We start from the raw sequence: 17269 nt of genomic DNA on the forward strand, positions 1-17269 counted from the left end.
GACGCGCCGTCGGCCGGCCCCACGACCGACACCTGGCAGACGCCGAGGCGCACCCCCTACCCCCTGAAGTGACGTTCGAGGCCGCGCCACACATCGTCGTAAGCCCGCTGCAAGTGCCCCGCACCGGACGCCTGCCCCGTAGCCGTGATCGGCCACCGCGTCTCGAACATGAACGCCAGCCCGTCGTCGACCCGCTGAGGCACGAGCTCCGCCGCGCTCGCCTTGTCGAACGTCTCCCGGTCGGGCCCGTGCGCGGACATCATGTTGTGCAGCGACCCCCCGCCCGGAAGGAAGCCGGAGGCCTTCGCGTCGTAGGCGCCCTCGATCAGGCCCATGTACTCGCTCATGACGTTCCGGTGGAAGTAGGGCGGCCGGAACGTGTCCTCGCCGACCAGCCAGCGCGGCGCGAAGACGACGAAGTCGACGCCGGCGAGGCCGGGGGTGTCGGACGGCGACGTGAGCACCGTGAAGATCGACGGGTCGGGGTGGTCGTAGGAGATGGTGCCGAGGACGTTGAAGCGGCGCAGGTCGTACACGTACGGGACGTGGTTGCCGTGCCAGGCGACGACGTCGAGCGGGGAGTGGTCGTAGGTGGCGGTCCAGAGGTTGCCGCAGAACTTGTTGACGACCTCGACCGGGCCCGCGCCGTCCCCGTCGTCCTCGTAGGCCGCGACCGGGGCCCGGAAGTCCCGCGCGTTCGCGAGGCCGTTGGCGCCGATCGGGCCGAGGTCGGGGAGGCGGAACGGGGCGCCGTAGTTCTCGCACACGTAGCCGCGCGCGGTGTCGTCGAGCGGTTCGACGCGGAAGCGGACCCCGCGCGGGATCAGCGCGACCTCGCCGGGCTCTGCGGCGAGGAGGCCGAACTCGGTGCGCAGGAGCAGGCCGCCGTGTTCGGGGACGATGAGGAGTTCGCCGTCGGAGTCGCTGAACACCCGCCCGGTCATGGGGGCGTTGGCGTGGTAGAGGTGCACGGCCATGCCGGTGCGCTGCGTCGCGTCGCCGTTGCCGCCGAGGGTCCACAGGCCGGACAGCCAGTCCGTGCCGGGCGCGGGGGCGGGCAGCGGGTTCCAGCGGCGCCGGTTGGGGTCGGGGACGGCGTCGGTGAAGGGGGCGGTGCGGACCGTGCCGTTGTCCACGCGCCTGAACTCCGGATGCGCGGCCGAGGGGCGGATGCGGTACAGCCACGAGCGGCGGTTGTGTGCGCGGGGCTCGGTGAAGGCCGTGCCGCTGAGCTGCTCCGCGTAGAGGCCGAGCGGGGCGCGCTGGGGGGAGTTGCGGCCCTGCGGCAGGGCGCCCGGTACCGCCTCCGACTGGTGCTCGTTCCCGAAACCGGACAGATAGGCCAGACCCTCGGCCGCTTTGCGTGCGTCCCGGCTCATCTTCGCTCCCTCGTCCCTGATTCCTATGCACAACCGTAGGATTCGGAGATCACCCGCGCAAGAGGCCTTTCAGGACGGCCGGACCTCCTCCCCGAGGGGGATCCGTGAAGGTGAGCGCTGCTCTACTCTCGCGGTCATGATCCCGGCCATGATCCCGGTCACCTTCAGGACGCCGTGGCTCCGCGCCGCCGCCACCGCCCTGGCGTGCGCCGTGCTGACGGCGCCCGCCGCCGGGTGCGGGAGCGACGGCGACGGTCCGCGCACGGCCGGGGAGGTCGTCGCCGAACGCACCGACGACGAGGGCAGGCCGTACCGGGAGATATCCGGGGAGGACATCCCCGAGATCGGCGTCGTCGTCCAGCCGGACGGCGCGCGGCCGGGCGGCTGGGACGTCCGGATCCGGGTACGCCACTTCCGCCTCAGTCCCGAGGGCACCCCCGCCGAGGCCGTGCGCGGCCGCGGCTACGCCCGGCTCTCCCTGGACGGCCGCCCCCTCGCCCGCCTCCGCACCACCACCTACCGGCTGCCGCCCACCCGCCTCGCCCGCGGCACCCACCATCTGACCGCCCGCCTCTACGCCGACGACCACACGGTCTGGGCGGTCGGGGGGAGCCCGTCGAGGCGACGGCCGACCTCACCGCCTCGGGCGCCGAACCGTCCCCGTAGCGCCCCGTAGGCTGACCGGCATGTCCCACCCCACGTCCCTGCGGCGCGCCCCCGTCCAGCAGCGCAGTGCCGAGCGGCTGAGCCGGATCCTCGACGCCTGTGCCGAACTCCTCGACGAGCAGGGCTACGACGACCTGAGCACCCGGGCCGTCGCCACCCGGGCCGACGTGCCGATCGGCTCGGTCTACCGGTTCTTCAGCAACAAGCGCGCCATGGTGGACGCCCTGGCGGAGCGCAATCTGGAGCGGTACGCCGAGCGCGTCGCCGAGCGGCTCGGCGCGATCGCGGCGGACGACTGGCGCGGCGCGATGGACGCCATCCTGGACGAGTACCTGGCGATGAAGCGCACGGCGCCCGGCTTCTCCCTCGTCGACTTCGGGACGCAGATCCCCGTCGGCGACCCCGACGCCGACCCCAACCTCCGGGTCGCCGACACCCTCACCGACCTCCTCGCCCCGCACCTCGGCCGCACCCCGGACGCGGCCCTGCGCCGCGCCTTCCTCGTGGCGGTGGAGGCCGCGGACGCCCTGGTCCGCCTCGCGTTCCGGCTCGATCCGGCGGGGGACGAGGGGATCATCGAGGAGATCCGGCAGCTGCTGCGGGCCTATCTGGCCCGGGTGCTCGACTGAACGGTCCCGCGCGGAGCCGGTGTGTTCGGTTTCCACCGGCCGACTCCCCCTTCTCCATACCGCTCGGTATGCTCGACCCGCCGCACGCCAGGCAACCGCTCAGCGAACGCCCCGGGAGACGACATGCCCCGCACCGCCCTGCGCATCTGCCCGCTCTGCGAAGCGACGTGCGGACTCAGCCTCACCATCGAGGGGACCCGCGTCACCGGCGCCCGCGGCGACCGCGACGACGTGTTCAGCGCCGGGTTCATCTGCCCGAAGGGCGCCTCCTTCGGGGCCCTCGACGACGACCCCGACCGGCTCACCCGGCCCCTCGTCCGCAAGGACGGGCGGCTCCAGGAGGCCGACTGGGACGAGGCGTTCGACGCCGTCGCGGCCGGGCTGCGGCCCGTCGTCGAGGAGCACGGGCCGCATTCGGTCGGCGTCGTCCTCGGCAACCCCAACGTGCACACCATGGCCGGCGCCCTCTACCCGCCCGTCCTGCTCGGCGCCCTGCGCACCCGCAGCCTCTTCACCGCCTCCACCGTCGACCAGATGCCCAAGCACGTCTCCAGCGGGCTGCTCTTCGGTGACGCCCACGCCATCCCGGTGCCCGACCTCGACCGCACCGACCACCTCCTGCTCCTCGGCGCCAACCCCGTCGAGTCCAACGGGAGTCTGTGCACCGCCCCCGACTTCCCCGGCAAGCTCAAGGCGCTGCGCGCCCGCGGCGGCACCCTCACCGTCGTCGACCCGCGCCGCACCCGCACCGCGAAACTCGCCGACCGGCACGTGGCGATCCGGCCCGGCACGGACGCCCTGCTCCTCGCCGCGCTCGCCCACGTGCTCTTCGAGGAGAAGCTCGTCGACATGGGCCCGCACCTCGCGGAGCACGTCGAAGGGGTCGGTGAACTGGCCGACGCGCTGCGGGAGTTCAGCCCCGAAGCCGTCGCCGCCCGGTGCGACGTCCCCGCCGGCACCCTGCGCACCCTCGCCCGCGAACTCGCCGCCGCCCCCACCGCCGCCGTGTACGGCCGGGTCGGCAGCAGCACCGTCGCGTTCGGTACCGAGGCCAGCTGGCTCGTCGACGTCCTGAACGTCCTCACCGGCAACCTCGACAAGCCGGGCGGCGCCCTCTTCCCGCTCTCCGCCACCGCCCCGGCGCCCCGGCCCGCCGGGCCCGGCAAGGGCTTCGCGCTCGGCCGCTGGCGCAGCCGCGTCTCCGGGCACCCCGAGGCCAAGGGCGAACTGCCGCTCGCCGCGCTCGCCGAGGAGATCGACACCCCGGGCGAGGCGCCGGGCGACGCCCCGGGCCGGGGCCCGATCCGCGCGGTCATCGCCATCGCCGCCAACCCGGTCCTGTCCGCACCCGACGGCGACCGCCTCGACAAGGCGCTCGACTCGCTCGACTTCATGGTCAGCGTCGACCCGTACCTGAACGAGACGTCGCGCCACGCGCACGTCGTCCTCCCGCCGCCCCCGCCGTCGCGCAGCGCCCACTTCGACTTCGCGTTCAACACCTTCGCCGTACGCAACCAGGTCCGCTACACCCGCGCCGCCGTCCCCCTGGAGGACGGACAGCCCGACGAGTGCACCCTGCACGCCCGCCTCGTCCTCGCCGCGAGCGGACAGCACGGGGCGCCCGCCGAGGCCGTGGACGACATGGTCATCAGTGCCGCGCTCGCCAAGGCCGTCACCACCCCGCACTCGCCCTGCTTCGGTGCCGACCCGGAGCGGCTCGCCCGCGAACTCGGCGGGACCAGCGGCCCCGAGCGCCGCCTCGACATGATGCTGCGCCTCGGCCCGTACGACCTCACCCTCGACGACCTGCTCGCCCACCCCCACGGCATCGACCTCGGCCCGCTGGAGCCGCGCCTGCCCGGCCTGCTCAAGACCCGCAGCGGACGCGTCGAACTGCTGCCGGAGGCCATCGCCGACGACCTGCCGCGCCTGCGCCGCGCCCTCGCGGACGAGGACCACGGGCTCGTCCTCGTCGGGCGGCGCCATCTGCGCTCCAACAACAGCTGGATGCACAACATCCCGGCCCTCGTCGGCGGCACCAACCGCTGCACCCTCCACGTCCACCCCGACGACGCGGCCCGCATCGGGCTGCGCGACGGTGCGCCCGCGCGCGTGCGCGCCGCGGGCGGCGAGGTCGTGGCGCCGGTCGAGGTGACCGACGCGGTGCGGCCCGGCGTCGTCAGCCTGCCGCACGGCTGGGGCCACGACCGGCCCGGGACCCGGCTCGGGGTCGCCGCCCAGGACCCCGGCGTCAACGTCAACCAACTGCTCGACGGCAGCCTCCTCGACCCGCTCTCCGGCACCGCCGTGCTCAACGCCTTCCCCGTAGAGGTCGAGGCCGCCTCGCTCTCACCGGCGTGACCTGGAGTTTTGCGCTTATTGCTCACGTGTCAACGTCTTGTTAACGCGTTCGTCGCGCCCCTAACGTCTCGCTGACCGCCACCCCCCGGGCGGCAGTTCAACGGCGAACAGAGACCTTAGGGACCCCTCCATGCTGACCATCCTCGGCTTCGCCATGATCGCCACCTTCCTGGTGCTGATCATGGCGAAGAAGGTGTCGCCGATCGCGGCGCTCGTGCTCATCCCCGCGCTCTTCTGCGTCCTGGTGGGCAAGGGCGCGCACCTCGGCGACTACGTGATCGCGGGCATCGGCGACCTGGCGCCCACCGCGGCGATGCTGATGTTCGCGATCGTCTACTTCGGCGTGATGATCGACGTCGGCCTCTTCGACCCCATCGTGCGGGCCATCCTGCGCTTCGCGAAGGCCGACCCCGTCCGCATCGTCGTCGGCACCGCCGTGCTCGCCGCGATCGTCTCCCTGGACGGTGACGGCTCCACCACCTTCATGATCACCGTCTCGGCGATGTACCCGCTCTACAAGCGCCTGAAGATGAGCCTGATCGTGATGACCGGCGTCGCCGCCACCGCCAACGGCGTCATGAACACCCTGCCCTGGGGCGGCCCGACGGCCCGCGCCGCCACGGCCCTGAAGGTCGACGCCAGTGACATCTTCGTCCCGATGATCCCCGCGCTCGCCGTCGGCATGGTCGCCGTCCTCCTCCTCGCCTACGTTCTCGGGCGCCGCGAGCGCAAGCGGCTCGGCCACCTCTCCCTGGAGCCCGAGCCGGTCGTCGAGACCGCCGACGAGAAGGTGCTGGTCGGCGCCGGTGGCGGGAGCGAGCCCGACGCACCCGCGTCCTCGTCCTCGCCCGCGTCCTCGTCCTCGTACGAGGACCCCTCCCACGCAGACGGGGACGGGGACGGCGACACCTTCACCGGCCTCGACCCGCACCGCCCCACCCTGCGCCCCAAGCTGTACTGGTTCAACGCGCTCCTCACCGTCGCCCTGCTCACCGCGATGATCATGGAGTTGCTGCCGATCCCGGTCCTCTTCCTGCTCGGCGCCGCGCTCGCCCTCTCCGTCAACTTCCCGCACATGCAGGACCAGAAGGCGCGGATCGGCGCGCACGCCGAGAACGTCCTCAACGTCTCCGGGATGGTCTTCGCCGCCGCCGTCTTCACCGGCGTCCTCCAGGGCACCGGCATGGTCGACCACATGGCCGAGTGGGTCGTCGGCGGCATCCCCGACTGGATGGGCCCGCACATGGCCCTGGTCACGGGCGTGCTGTCCATCCCGTTCACGTACTTCATGTCGAACGACGGCTTCTACTTCGGCATCGTGCCGGTCCTCGCCGAGGCCGGGAACGCGCACGGCGTCTCCACCCTGGAGATCGCCCGCGCCTCCCTCGTCGGCCAGCCGCTGCACATGTCGAGCCCGCTGGTGCCCGCCGTGTACGTGCTCGTGGGCATGGCGAAGGTCGAGTTCGGCGACCACACCAAGTTCACCGTCAAATGGGCCGCGCTGACCGCCCTGGTGGTCCTCGGCGCGGGCCTGCTCTTCGGGATCGTGTGACCCGGTGAGCCGGACCCCGAGCCGGAGCTGGCTGCTGCGCCTCGTCATCGCCTTCAGCTGCGCCCAGGCGGCGGTGTCGATGGCGCGGCCCGCCGTCTCCTACCGGGCGCTCGCCCTCGGCGCCGACGAGCGGGCCGTCGGCGTCATCGCCGGTGTCTACGCCCTGCTCCCGCTCTTCGCGGCGGTCCCGCTCGGGCGGCGCACGGACCACGGCCGCTGCGCCCCGCTGCTGCCCGTCGGCGTCGTCCTGATCTCGGGCGGCTGCGCGCTCAGCGGCCTCGCGCACTCCCTGACCGCGATGGCCGCGTGGAGCGGGGTGATGGGCCTCGGCCACCTCTGCTTCGTCATCGGCGCCCAGTCGATCGTGGCCCGCCAGTCGGCCCCGGACGCACAGGACCGCAACTTCGGCCACTTCACCATCGGCGCCTCGCTCGGCCAGCTCGTCGGGCCCGTCGCGGCGGGCGCCCTCATCGGCGGCCCGGACCTGGCGGGCACCAGCGCGCTCGCCCTGCTCGTCGCGGCGGGCGGCTGCGCCCTCGCGCTCACGTCGCTGTGGCGCATCGAGCACCGGCGTACGGGGTCCGGGGCGCCGCGGAGCGGGGCGCCGAGGGTCCCCGTGCACCGCATCCTGCGTACGCGCGGCGTCCCCGGCGGCATCTTCATCAGCCTCGCCGTGCTGTCCGCGACCGACATCCTCACCGCCTACCTCCCCGTGGTCGGCGAGCACCGGGGGATCGCCCCGTCCGTCGTCGGCGTGCTGCTCAGCCTGCGCGCGGGCGCCACGATCGCGTGCCGGCTCGTGATGACGCCGCTCATCGACTGGCTCGGCCGGTCCGCGCTCATCGTCACGACCTGCCTGCTCGCCGCGCTGCTCTGCGCGGGCATCGCGCTGCCCGTCCCCGTCTGGGCGCTCGGCGTGATGCTGGTGCTGCTCGGGTTCTGCCTCGGCGTCGGCCAGCCGCTGTCGATGACGACGGTCGTGCGGGCGGCGCCCCCGGACGCCCGTTCCACCGCCCTGGCGCTGCGGCTCACCGGCAACCGCCTCGGCCAGGTCGCGGCGCCCGCCACGGCCGGGCTCGTCGCGGGCCTGGTCGGCACGGCGGCCCCGTTCGTGATGCTGGGCGGGCTGTTGCTGATCGCGGCGGCTCTCGGTGTCCGGGGAGCGGAGGGGGGTGACAAGCGTCTCTGGCGCCGGAAAACTATCAGCGCTAGTTTGGGTGCCCCGAGGAGCCAGAGCGAACGCCAGAGCGCGCAGCAGGAGGAGAGCCCATGAAGGCCCACGACGGCATGTACATCGGCGGCGAGTGGCGGGCCGCCGCGGGCGGGGACACCATCGCCGTCGTCAACCCGGTCGACGAGCAGGTCATCGGGCACGTCCCCGCGGGGACCGCCGAGGACGTGGACACCGCCGTGCGCGCCGCCCGCGCCGCCTTCCCCGGCTGGGCCGCCACCCCGCCCGCCGAGCGCGCCGCGAAGCTCGCCGCCCTGCGCGACGTGCTCGCCGCCCGCAAGGACGAGATCGCCGAGACGGTCACCGCCGAACTGGGCGCGCCGCTGAAGTTCTCGCAGACCGTGCACGCGGGCCTCCCCCTCATGGTCGCGGGCTCGTACGCGGAACTGGCCGCGTCGTACCCGTTCGAGGAGAAGATCGGCAACTCCACCGTCTACGCCGAGCCGGTCGGTGTCGTCGGCGCCATCACGCCCTGGAACTACCCGCTCCACCAGATCGTCGCCAAGGTCGCCCCGGCGCTCGCCGCGGGCTGCACCGTCGTCCTCAAGCCCGCCGAGGACACGCCGCTCACCGCCCAGCTCTTCGCGGAGGCGGTCGACGAGGCGGGCATCCCGGCGGGTGTCTTCAACCTCGTCACCGGCGTCGGCGCGGTCGCGGGCCAGGCCCTCGCCGAGCACGCCGACGTCGACCTGGTCTCCTTCACCGGCTCCACGGCGGTGGGCCGCCAGATCGGCGCGACCGCGGGCGCCGCCGTCAAGCGCGTGGCCCTGGAACTCGGCGGCAAGTCCGCCAACGTCATCCTGCCGTCGGCCGACCTCGCCAAAGCGGTCAACGTCGGCGTGGCCAACGTCATGGGCAACTCCGGCCAGACGTGCAGCGCCTGGACCCGGATGCTCGTCCACACCTCCCAGTACGACGAGGCCGTCGAGCTGGCCGCGGCCGCCGCCGCCAAGTACGGCGACCGCATCGGCCCGCTCGTCAACGCCAAGCAGCAGGCGCGCGTGCGCGGCTACATCGAGAAGGGCGTCGAGCAGGGCGCCCGCGTGGTGGCGGGCGGCGCCGAGGCACCGCGCGAACAGGGCTACTACGTCCAGCCGACCGTCTTCGCCGACGTCACCCCCGACATGGCCATCGCCCAGGAGGAGATCTTCGGCCCGGTCGTCTCGCTCCTCCGCTACGAGGACGAGGACGACGCCGTACGGATCGCCAACGGCACCGTCTACGGGCTCGCGGGCGCGGTCTGGGCGGGCGACGAGTCGGAGGCCGTCGCGTTCGCGCGGCGCATGGACACCGGGCAGGTCGACATCAACGGCGGCCGGTTCAACCCGCTCGCCCCGTTCGGCGGGTACAAGCAGTCGGGCGTGGGCCGCGAGCTGGGCCCGCACGGGCTGTCGGAGTACCTCCAGACGAAGTCGCTCCAGTTCTGAGGCCCTCTCCACAGGACCTCTCACCCGTAGCCGCACGTCGAACCCCCGAACGTCCCGCACTCCCGAACGTCCCGTACTCCCGAACTTCCGAAGGAGAACGATCTCTTCATGGTCCGCGCCGCAGTCCTGCCCGCCGTCGGCTCCCCGCTGGAGATCACCGACATCGACCTGCCCGCGCCGGGCCCCGGCCAGGTCCGCGTCAAGCTCGCCGCCGCCGGGGTCTGCCACTCCGACCTGTCCCTGAGCGACGGCACGATGCGCGTACCGGTGCCCGCCGTCCTCGGGCACGAGGGCGCGGGCACGGTCGTGGCGGTCGGCGAGGGCGTCACCCACGTGGCGCCCGGCGCCGAGGTCGTCCTCAACTGGGCGCCGTCCTGCGGGAGTTGTCACGTGTGCGCCCTCGGCGAGGTCTGGCTGTGCGCGAACGCGCTGGCCGGGGCCGGGAACGTCTACGCCCGCCGCGCCTCGGACGGCTCCGACCTGCACCCCGGCCTGAACGTCGCCGCGTTCGCCGAGGAGACGGTCGTCGCCGCCAACTGCGTCCTGCCCGCGCCCGAGGGCGTCCCGCTCGCCGACGCCGCCCTCCTCGGCTGCGCCGTCCTCACCGGCTACGGCGCCGTGCACCACTCGGCGCGCGTGCGCGAGGGCGAGACCGTCGCGGTGTTCGGCGTCGGCGGGGTCGGCCTCGCCACGCTCCAGGCCGCGCGGATCGCGGGCGCGTCGAAGATCATCGCGGTGGACGTGTCCCCGGAGAAGGAGGGCCTCGCCCGCGAGGCGGGAGCCACGGACTACGTGGTCGCCTCCGAGACGACCGCCCGCGACATTCGCGGCCTCACCGGCAAGCAGGGCGTCGACGTGGCCGTCGAGTGCGTCGGACGCGCCGTCACCATCCGCACGGCCTGGGAATCGACGCGGCGCGGCGGCCGCACCACGGTCGTCGGCATCGGCGGCAAGGACCAGCAGGTCACCTTCAACGCCCTGGAGATCTTCCACTGGGGCCGCACCCTCGCCGGCTGCGTCTACGGCAACTGCGACCCGTCGGTCGACCTGCCGGTCCTGGCGCGGCACATCCGTGCGGGGCGGCTGGATCCGGGCGCGCTGGTGACGGAGCGCATCGCCCTGGACGACATCCCGACCGCGTTCGACCACATGCGCGCGGGCAAGGGCGGCCGGGCCCTGATCATCTTCTGACCGCCCCTCGCCCGCCGCTCTCGTCGTGGCTGGTCGCGCAGTTCCCCGCGCCCCTGAAACGCGCACCGCGTGCGCCATTTCAGGGGCGCGGACGCCCGTCGGGCGAGGCGCGGCGCAGCCGCAGGCCTCCAGGGGCGCGGGGAACCGCGCGACCAGCGACGACGCACGCGCACTCGCCGACGAGGACCAACCGGGCAGACGCCAGGGCGTCCCACGCGGGCGGTCAGCGCGCGGCCGCGACGACGGCTTCGTACTGCACCCCGAGCCCGTCGAGCAGCGCCGCGAGCCCCGTCTCGAAGGCCCGGTCGTCGACGACGTCCTGGTGCTCGGCGAGGAGGTGCGCCTGCCCGAGGTGGGGGTAGTCGGCGGGGTCGTACGCCGTCTCGTCGTCGACGAAGCCCCCGGCGAAGGAGCCGAGTGCCGACCCCATCACGAAGTACCGCATGAGCGCCCCGATGGACGTGGCCTGCGCGGGCGGCCACCCGGCGTCGACCATCGCCCCGAACACGGCGTCGGCGAGGCGGAGTCCGGCGGGCCGTCGCCCGGGCCCCTGGGCGAGGACGGGGACGATGTTGGGGTGTTCGCGCAGTGCGGCCCGGTAGGAGACGGCCCAGTCGTGCAGAGCGGCCCGCCAGCCCCGCGGGTCGCCCGCCTCGAACATCGACAGATCCACCTGCGCGCTGACCGAGTCGGCGACCGCCTCCAGGATCTGGTCCTTGGTGCGGAAGTGGTTGTAGAGGGAGGGCCCGCTCACTCCGAGTTCGGCGGCGAGCCGCCGCGTCGAGACGGCCGCGAGCCCCTCGGCGTCGACGAGGGCGCGGGCCGCGTCCACGATGCGGTCGGTGCTCAGGAGGGGCTTGCGCGGTCGGGCCATGCGGCACATAGTAGGGCTGTCCGCATTAAACTAGCAGTGCTAATTAAAGGCCTTCCGGGAGTCGTCCGTGAATCTTGAGCTGAGCGAGGAGCAGACGGCCGTCCGTCGGCTCGCCAAGGACTTCGTGGACCGCGAGATCACGCCGAACGTGGTGGCGTGGGACCGCGCCGAGGAAGTGGACCGCGGCATCGTCAAGAAGCTCGGCGAGGTCGGGTTCCTCGGCCTCACCATCGACGAGGAGTACGGCGGCTCGGGCGGCGACCATCTCGCGTACTGCCTGGTCACCGAGGAGCTGGGGCGCGGCGACTCGTCCGTGCGCGGCATCGTCTCCGTCTCCCTCGGCCTGGTCACCAAGACGGTCCAGTCCTACGGGAGCGAGGAGCAGAAGCGGCACTGGCTGCCCCGCCTCACCGCGGGCGACGCGCTCGGCTGCTTCGGTCTCACCGAGCCCGGCACCGGCTCCGACGCGGGCAACCTGTCGACGCGGGCCGTCCGCGACGGCGGCTCCGACGGGGATTGGGTGATCAACGGCTCCAAGATGTTCATCACCAACGGCACCTGGGCCGACGTGGTGCTCCTCTTCGCCCGCTCCACCGACGCCCCCGGGCACAAGGGCGTCTCCGCCTTCCTCGTCCCCACCGACACCCCCGGCCTGACCCGCCGCACCATCCACGGCAAGCTCGGCCTGCGCGGCCAGGCCACCGCCGAGCTGGTCCTGGAGGACGTGCGCGTCCCCGCCACCGCTCTGCTCGGGCCCGAGGGCAAGGGCTTCTCCATCGCCATGTCCGCCCTCGCCAAGGGGCGGATGTCGGTCGCCGCGGGCTGCGTCGGCATCGCCCAGGCCGCCCTCGACGCCGCCGTCGGCTACGCGGGCGAGCGCGAGCAGTTCGGCAAGTCCATCGCCTCGTACCAGCTCGTGCAGGAGCTGATCAGTGACATCGCCGTGGATGTGGACGCGGCCCGCCTCCTCACCTGGCGCGTCGCCGATCTCATCGACCGCGGTGAGGACTTCGCCACCGCCGCGTCGAAGGCCAAGCTCTTCGCGTCGGAGGCCGCCGTCCGCTCCGCCAACAACGCCCTGCAGGTCTTCGGCGGCTACGGCTACATCGACGAGTACCCGGTCGGCAAGCTGCTGCGCGACGCCCGCGTCATGACCCTGTACGAGGGCACGAGCCAGATCCAGAAGCTGATCATCGGCCGCGCCCTGACCGGGGTCTCCGCGTTCTGAGTACCTGCGCGGCACATGAGCGGCGGCACCTGAGTAGGTGAGCGGATGTGGCCGCGGCCACATCCGCCGCATGCTGTGCGGCATGAACGACACACCGGTCAAGCAGCAGAACACCGCCGCCTACTACGGGCAGGCCATCGCGTCCTTCGCCCTCGCGCTCACCGCCGTGTCCGTCGGGATCTACCGTCTCGACGTGAGCGGCTGGATCCGCGCCTTCCTCGCGATCTCCGTCCTCTACCTGACGACCTCGGCCTTCACCATGGCCAAGGTCATCCGGGACCGCCAGGAGGCCGGCCAGATCGTCAGCCGGGTCGACCAGGCCCGGCTGGAGAAGATCCTCGCCGACCACGACCCGTTCAAGCCCGTCGCCTGAGCCGGGCGATCATCCACCGAACGGCACTAAGCGCCCGCTCACCCCGGAGGGTATGGTGTGGGCGCACGTACCCGGGAGGATGTGAGCGGACCGATGACGCAGGACGAGCGGGCCCTGGACCAGGCCGTCGACGAAGTGCCGTGGGCCGAGGTCACCCCCGACGCGGCCCGGCGGCTGCTCGTCGCCGCCGTCGAGGCGTTCGCCGAGCGCGGCTACCACGCCACCACGACCCGCGACATCGCGAGCCGGGCCGGCATGAGTCCGGCCGCGCTCTACATCCACTACAAGACCAAGGAGGAGCTGCTCCTCCGCATCAGCACCATCGGCCACGAGAAGGCGCTGATGATCCTGCGCCGCGCGGTCGACGGCGGGGGCAGCGCGACCGAGCGGCTCACCGAGGCGGTCCGCTCCTTCGTCCGCTGGCACGCCGGGCACCACACGACCGCCCGCGTCGTCCAGTACGAGCTGGACTCGCTCGGCGAGGAGCACCGCCCCGCGATCGTCGCCCTGCGCCGCCGCAGCGACGCCGCCGTCCGCGAGATCATCACCGACGGGGTGAAGGCGGGGGAGTTCGACGTCCCGGACGTCCCCGGCACCACCGTCGCCGTGCTCTCCCTCTGTATCGACGTGGCCCGCTGGTTCAACGCGGAGGGGCGCAGGACGCCCGACGAGGTCGGCGCGCTCTACGCCGACCTCGTCCTCAGGATGGTGGGGGCTCAGAAGTAGTAGCGGGACACCGACTCCGCGACGCAGACCGGCTTCTCGCCGCCCTCGCGCTCCACGGTGAACGCCACGGACACCTGCACCCCGCCCTGCACGTCCTCGACGGACGTGATCGTCGCCGTCGCCCGGAGGCGCGAGCCGACCGGCACCGGGGCGGGGAAGCGCACCTTGTTGGTGCCGTAGTTGACGCCCATCTTCACGCCCTCGACGGAGATCAGCTGCGGGCCGAACAGCGGCAGCAGCGACAGCGTCAGATAGCCGTGCGCGATGGTCGTGCCGAACGGGCCCTCCTTGGCGCGCTCCGGGTCGACGTGGATCCACTGGTGGTCACCGGTCGCCTCGGCGAACTGGTCGATCCGCCGCTGCTCGACCGTCACCCAGTCCGTGTGGCCCAGCTGCTCGCCGACCGCGGCCTTCAGCGCGTCGGCATCCTTGAAAACCCGCGGCTCCGCCATCTCCAGTGACCTCCCAGGTCCGTTGTCTAAGCGCTTGCTCAGCTCTCCCGTCATGCTAACAACGTCCCTCGCCCGCCGACTAGGCTCGGCCGGGTGCCACAGATTCCGGAGAAGATCCACGAGCTCACCGTCGGCCAGCTCTCGGCGCGCAGCGGGGCCGCCGTCTCCGCCCTGCACTTCTACGAGTCCAAAGGGCTGATCAGCAGCCGCCGCACCCCGGGCAACCAGCGCCGCTACACCCGCGACACCCTGCGCCGGGTCGCCTTCGTCCGCGCCGCGCAGCGCGTCGGCATCCCGCTCGCCACGATCCGCGAGGCCCTCGCCGAACTCCCTGAGGAGCGCACCCCGAACCGCGAGGACTGGGCGCGCCTCTCCGAGGCGTGGCACGGCGAACTGGAGGAGCGCATCAAGCAGTTGGGCCGCCTGCGCGACCACCTCACCGACTGCATCGGCTGCGGCTGCCTCTCCATGGAGACGTGCGTGCTCTCCAACCCGGACGACGTCTTCGGCGACCGTCTCACGGGTTCCCGGCTGATGGCGGAGCGCCGTTCGGGCCGTGAGCGCCGGTCGGATCAGGAGCGGCGGTCGGATGAAGAACGCCGGTCGGATCGGGAACGCCGGTCGGATCAGGAACGCCGGTCCGATCAGGGACGCCGGTCGGACCGGGAGCGCTGTGCGGACCAGGAGCGTCCGGCGCGGGCGTGAGCGCGGGCCCGAGGAGCCGGAACACCGCGCTGAGCACCACCGCCGCGATGGCGCCCGCCGCGACCCCGCTGCCGAACAGGGTGCGGGCCCACGACGGCAGATCCGCGTACATCTCCGGCGCCACGATCGGCAGCATTCCGATCACCAGCGCGAGCGCGATGACGACGCTGTCGGTGCCGTGGAAGAGGTCGGTGCGGGAGAGCATTCCGAAGCCCATCACGGCGATCACCGCGTAGATGACCAGGCCCGCGGCGCCCACCACCGGCTCGGGGATCGCCGCGAGCAGCCGGGTCAGCGGCGTCAGAAGCCCGCAGACGATGAGCAGGACCCCGGCCGCCGCCGTCACGAACCGGCTGCGGACGCGGGTGAGCTGGACGATGCCGATGTTCTCGGCGCTGGTCACCATCAGCGACGTACCGAAGAGCCCGGAGCCGAGCGAGACGAGGGCGTCGGCGCGGGCGATGCGCGGCACGTCGCGGCCCGGGTCCGGCTCGCGGCCGACGGCCTCGCTGTTGAGGACCGTCTGCCCGGTGGCCTCGGCGAGCGAGGCGAGGGCGAAGACGAGCAGCGGGATGGCGGCCAGCAGGTCGAAGTGCGGGGCGCCGTACGGGAAGAGGTCCGGCAGGGCGAACGTGCCGCCGTGCGCGACGTGCAGCTCCGTACCCGTGAGGACGGCGATCAGCGTGCCGCCGGCGAGCCCGAGCAGCACCGCCATCTGCCGCCACACCCCGCGCAGGACGAGGAAGAAGACGGCGATGACGGCGAGCGTCGCGAAGCCCAGCCCCCGGCCCGAGGCGACCATCGGCGCCGTCACCTTGATCATGTTGATGCCGATGAGGACGACGGTCGTGCCCATCACCAGCGGCGGGAACAACCGGACGAGCCGGCCGTAGAACGGCAGCACGCAGAGCAGGAACGCCGCCGCGACCAGGACCGAGCCCGACGCCGTGGCCGGACCGTACTCCGTGGCGATCTGGAGGAAGATCGCCACGGCGGCACCGCCGGGCAGCATCAGGAACGGAAGCCGCGCGCCCACCCGCAGCGCCCGCACGCCGAGCGACTGGAGCAGCGCGCCGACCCCGCACAGCACCAGCGTCGCGCTGAGCAGCGACGCGGTCTGCCCGGCCGACAGCTTCAGCGTCGTCGCGATGAGGATGACGGAGGAGACGGGCGCGGCCACGCCCGCGAGCAGGTGCTGGCAGGCGAGGGGGAGAAGGCGCGCGAGCGGCAGCCGCTCATCGACCGGCCGAGTTCCCGGCGCCGCCGTGGCGGTCACCGGTCGAGCCAGGGCAGCTCGGCGGCGGAGTAGCGGTAGGAGCGGAAGACGGCGTTGGGCTCGGAGGGGAACAGTTTGCGGACCTCTTCCTCCTCGTAGCCGCCGAAGAACGGGACCACGTACTCCCAGCAGAGGTAGCCGTCCGCGGTCACTTCGAAGAGGCGGCCCGCGGGGGAGTCGGTGACCAGCGTGTTCCCGTTCGGCAGGCGCTGGGCGGCGCCCATGAAGGGGGCGAAGAACGACTCGCGCGCCGGGTCGTGGTACTCCCACACGATCTTGCCGCTGGAGCGCTCGATCTCGATGACGCGGCTGAACGGCACGTCCCAGTGCGGCCGGAAGACGCCGTTGTCGAAGACGAGGAAGTCGCCGTTCGGCAGCTCGGTCGGGCAGTGCTGCTGCGAGACGACGCCCGGCTCGGAGCGCCAGACGATGTCGCCGGTGGCGCGGTCGATGACGACGACGGCCGACACGGAGCGGAAGCTCGCCAGGATGTTCCCGTCGGCGAGCGGAAGGACGCTGTTGATCAGCGGGTAGTGCTCGCGCGCGTAGTCCGGGTGGAGGGGGAACTCCGCGCGGTCGAGGCGCTCGGAGACCTTCCACTCCCAGGTCCGCCTCCCGTCGGCGTCGACCTCGACGATCGTGTCGGCCCACACGGTGTCGCCCCCCGCCTCCGAGCCGGGGACCCCGCCGCGCACGGCCGCGGCGGCGTCACCCGTCAGCGGTTCGAGGGCGGTGTACAGGACGCGCCCGTCGCCGTAGTGGTGGGCGTCGTGGTGCTGGAGCGGATCGCGGTGCTCGCGCACGAGCGTGCCGTCCGGGGCGATCTCCTGCATGAGGCCGCCCCGGTACTTGTGCCACATCGGGAACAGCGCGGGTTCGCCGGGCAGGACGCCGCTGTAGGCGAGGTTGCCGTTGGGGAGGATGCGGGCGTGCCGCCCCGGCCGGTGCGGCAGGTTCCACTGGTGGACGACTTCGCCGCGCAGGTCGATCAGGTACACCTCGCCGGTCCCGGTCAGCGGCGTGAACAGCGTGTACCCGGGGTACGCGGCGTCCTCGTCCAGGGCGATCAGGCCGGTGCCGCGGCGCCGGCGCTGGTTCTGGTCCACACGAGCCATGGAGCCCTCCCTGCGTGCTTAACTTTTTTAAGTGACGGTTAACGAGTTAAGCACGGGGCTAGGCTGCTCCGGAACAGGTACCGA

Annotated in this window: 15 protein-coding genes and 1 pseudogene; 11 read left to right on the forward strand and 5 right to left on the reverse strand. The window is 72.7% G+C overall.

Features of this window, described 5'->3' with window-relative positions; all coding sequences use genetic code 11:
- Positions 1 to 56 precede the first annotated feature (56 nt).
- Positions 57 to 1379 (reverse strand): homogentisate 1,2-dioxygenase, encoded by a 1323-nt coding sequence (gene hmgA, locus C1N81_RS34695; protein WP_394435272.1) that lies wholly within the window; start codon positions 1377 to 1379, stop codon positions 57 to 59.
- A 136-nt stretch (positions 1380 to 1515) separates the two neighbouring features.
- On the opposite strand from hmgA, the gene C1N81_RS34700 reads away from it, so the two are divergent.
- The 7 genes from C1N81_RS34700 to C1N81_RS34730 all read left to right on the forward strand — a co-directional run bounded on the left by C1N81_RS34700 (position 1516) and on the right by C1N81_RS34730 (position 10436).
- Positions 1516 to 2055, forward strand: a complete 540-nt coding sequence (locus C1N81_RS34700; protein ID WP_394435273.1) for a hypothetical protein — start codon at positions 1516 to 1518, stop codon at positions 2053 to 2055.
- Positions 2056 to 2065: 10 nt separating this feature from the next.
- Positions 2066 to 2674, forward strand: coding sequence for a TetR family transcriptional regulator (locus C1N81_RS34705; protein WP_394435274.1), 609 nt, complete (start codon positions 2066 to 2068; stop codon positions 2672 to 2674).
- Positions 2675 to 2797: 123 nt separating this feature from the next.
- On the forward strand, positions 2798 to 5035 hold the full coding sequence (locus C1N81_RS34710) for a molybdopterin oxidoreductase family protein (RefSeq protein WP_394435275.1): 2238 nt from the start codon (positions 2798 to 2800) through the stop codon (positions 5033 to 5035).
- 130 nt (positions 5036 to 5165) lie between these two features.
- Complete coding sequence (locus tag C1N81_RS34715) at positions 5166 to 6587, forward strand: CitMHS family transporter (RefSeq protein WP_394435276.1); 1422 nt, start codon at positions 5166 to 5168, stop codon at positions 6585 to 6587.
- Between the two features lie 79 nt (positions 6588 to 6666).
- Positions 6667 to 7860, forward strand: coding sequence for an MFS transporter (locus C1N81_RS34720; RefSeq protein ID WP_394438427.1), 1194 nt, complete (start codon positions 6667 to 6669; stop codon positions 7858 to 7860).
- Complete coding sequence (locus tag C1N81_RS34725) at positions 7857 to 9245, forward strand: aldehyde dehydrogenase family protein (protein ID WP_394435277.1); 1389 nt, start codon at positions 7857 to 7859, stop codon at positions 9243 to 9245. Before C1N81_RS34720 ends, C1N81_RS34725 begins: the two co-directional genes overlap by 4 nt.
- Before the next feature lie 108 nt (positions 9246 to 9353).
- Positions 9354 to 10436: a Zn-dependent alcohol dehydrogenase gene (locus tag C1N81_RS34730; RefSeq protein WP_394435278.1), complete on the forward strand. Its 1083-nt coding sequence runs from the start codon at positions 9354 to 9356 to the stop codon at positions 10434 to 10436.
- Positions 10437 to 10659: 223 nt separating this feature from the next.
- Here the strand turns inward: C1N81_RS34730 and C1N81_RS34735 are convergent, their stop codons facing one another.
- Complete coding sequence (locus C1N81_RS34735; protein ID WP_394435279.1) at positions 10660 to 11310, reverse strand: TetR/AcrR family transcriptional regulator; 651 nt, start codon at positions 11308 to 11310, stop codon at positions 10660 to 10662.
- Positions 11311 to 11377: 67 nt separating this feature from the next.
- On the opposite strand from C1N81_RS34735, the gene C1N81_RS34740 reads away from it, so the two are divergent.
- The 3 genes from C1N81_RS34740 to C1N81_RS34750 all read left to right on the forward strand — a co-directional run bounded on the left by C1N81_RS34740 (position 11378) and on the right by C1N81_RS34750 (position 13637).
- Positions 11378 to 12538 carry an acyl-CoA dehydrogenase family protein gene (locus tag C1N81_RS34740; protein ID WP_394435280.1) on the forward strand — a complete coding sequence of 387 codons (1161 nt, stop codon included), beginning with the start codon at positions 11378 to 11380 and terminating at the stop codon, positions 12536 to 12538.
- An 82-nt stretch (positions 12539 to 12620) separates the two neighbouring features.
- Positions 12621 to 12911, forward strand: a complete 291-nt coding sequence (locus C1N81_RS34745; RefSeq protein ID WP_394435282.1) for a YiaA/YiaB family inner membrane protein — start codon at positions 12621 to 12623, stop codon at positions 12909 to 12911.
- Between the two features lie 93 nt (positions 12912 to 13004).
- Positions 13005 to 13637 carry a TetR/AcrR family transcriptional regulator gene (locus C1N81_RS34750; RefSeq protein ID WP_394438429.1) on the forward strand — a complete coding sequence of 211 codons (633 nt, stop codon included), beginning with the start codon at positions 13005 to 13007 and terminating at the stop codon, positions 13635 to 13637.
- Here C1N81_RS34750 and C1N81_RS34755 read toward each other — a convergent pair.
- Positions 13628 to 14089 (reverse strand): MaoC family dehydratase, encoded by a 462-nt coding sequence (locus C1N81_RS34755; protein ID WP_394435283.1) that lies wholly within the window; start codon positions 14087 to 14089, stop codon positions 13628 to 13630. The genes C1N81_RS34750 and C1N81_RS34755 overlap by 10 nt on opposite strands.
- A gap of 93 nt (positions 14090 to 14182) precedes the next feature.
- On the opposite strand from C1N81_RS34755, the pseudogene soxR reads away from it, so the two are divergent.
- Positions 14183 to 14680, forward strand: a pseudogene (soxR, locus tag C1N81_RS34760) (redox-sensitive transcriptional activator SoxR); the annotation flags it as partial.
- Here the strand turns inward: soxR and C1N81_RS34765 are convergent.
- Together C1N81_RS34765 and C1N81_RS34770 are read right to left on the reverse strand one after the other, a co-directional pair.
- A complete protein-coding gene (locus C1N81_RS34765; RefSeq protein WP_394435285.1) occupies positions 14607 to 16070 on the reverse strand; it encodes a solute carrier family 23 protein in 1464 nt (487 codons plus the stop codon). The pseudogene soxR and the gene C1N81_RS34765 sit on opposite strands and share 74 nt — an antisense overlap.
- Positions 16067 to 17185: an aryl-sulfate sulfotransferase gene (locus tag C1N81_RS34770; RefSeq protein ID WP_394435286.1), complete on the reverse strand. Its 1119-nt coding sequence runs from the start codon at positions 17183 to 17185 to the stop codon at positions 16067 to 16069. The genes C1N81_RS34765 and C1N81_RS34770 overlap by 4 nt, the downstream gene beginning before the upstream one ends.
- Between the last annotated feature and the right edge of the window lie 84 nt (positions 17186 to 17269).

The organism is Streptomyces sp. SGAir0957, assembly GCF_043523415.1.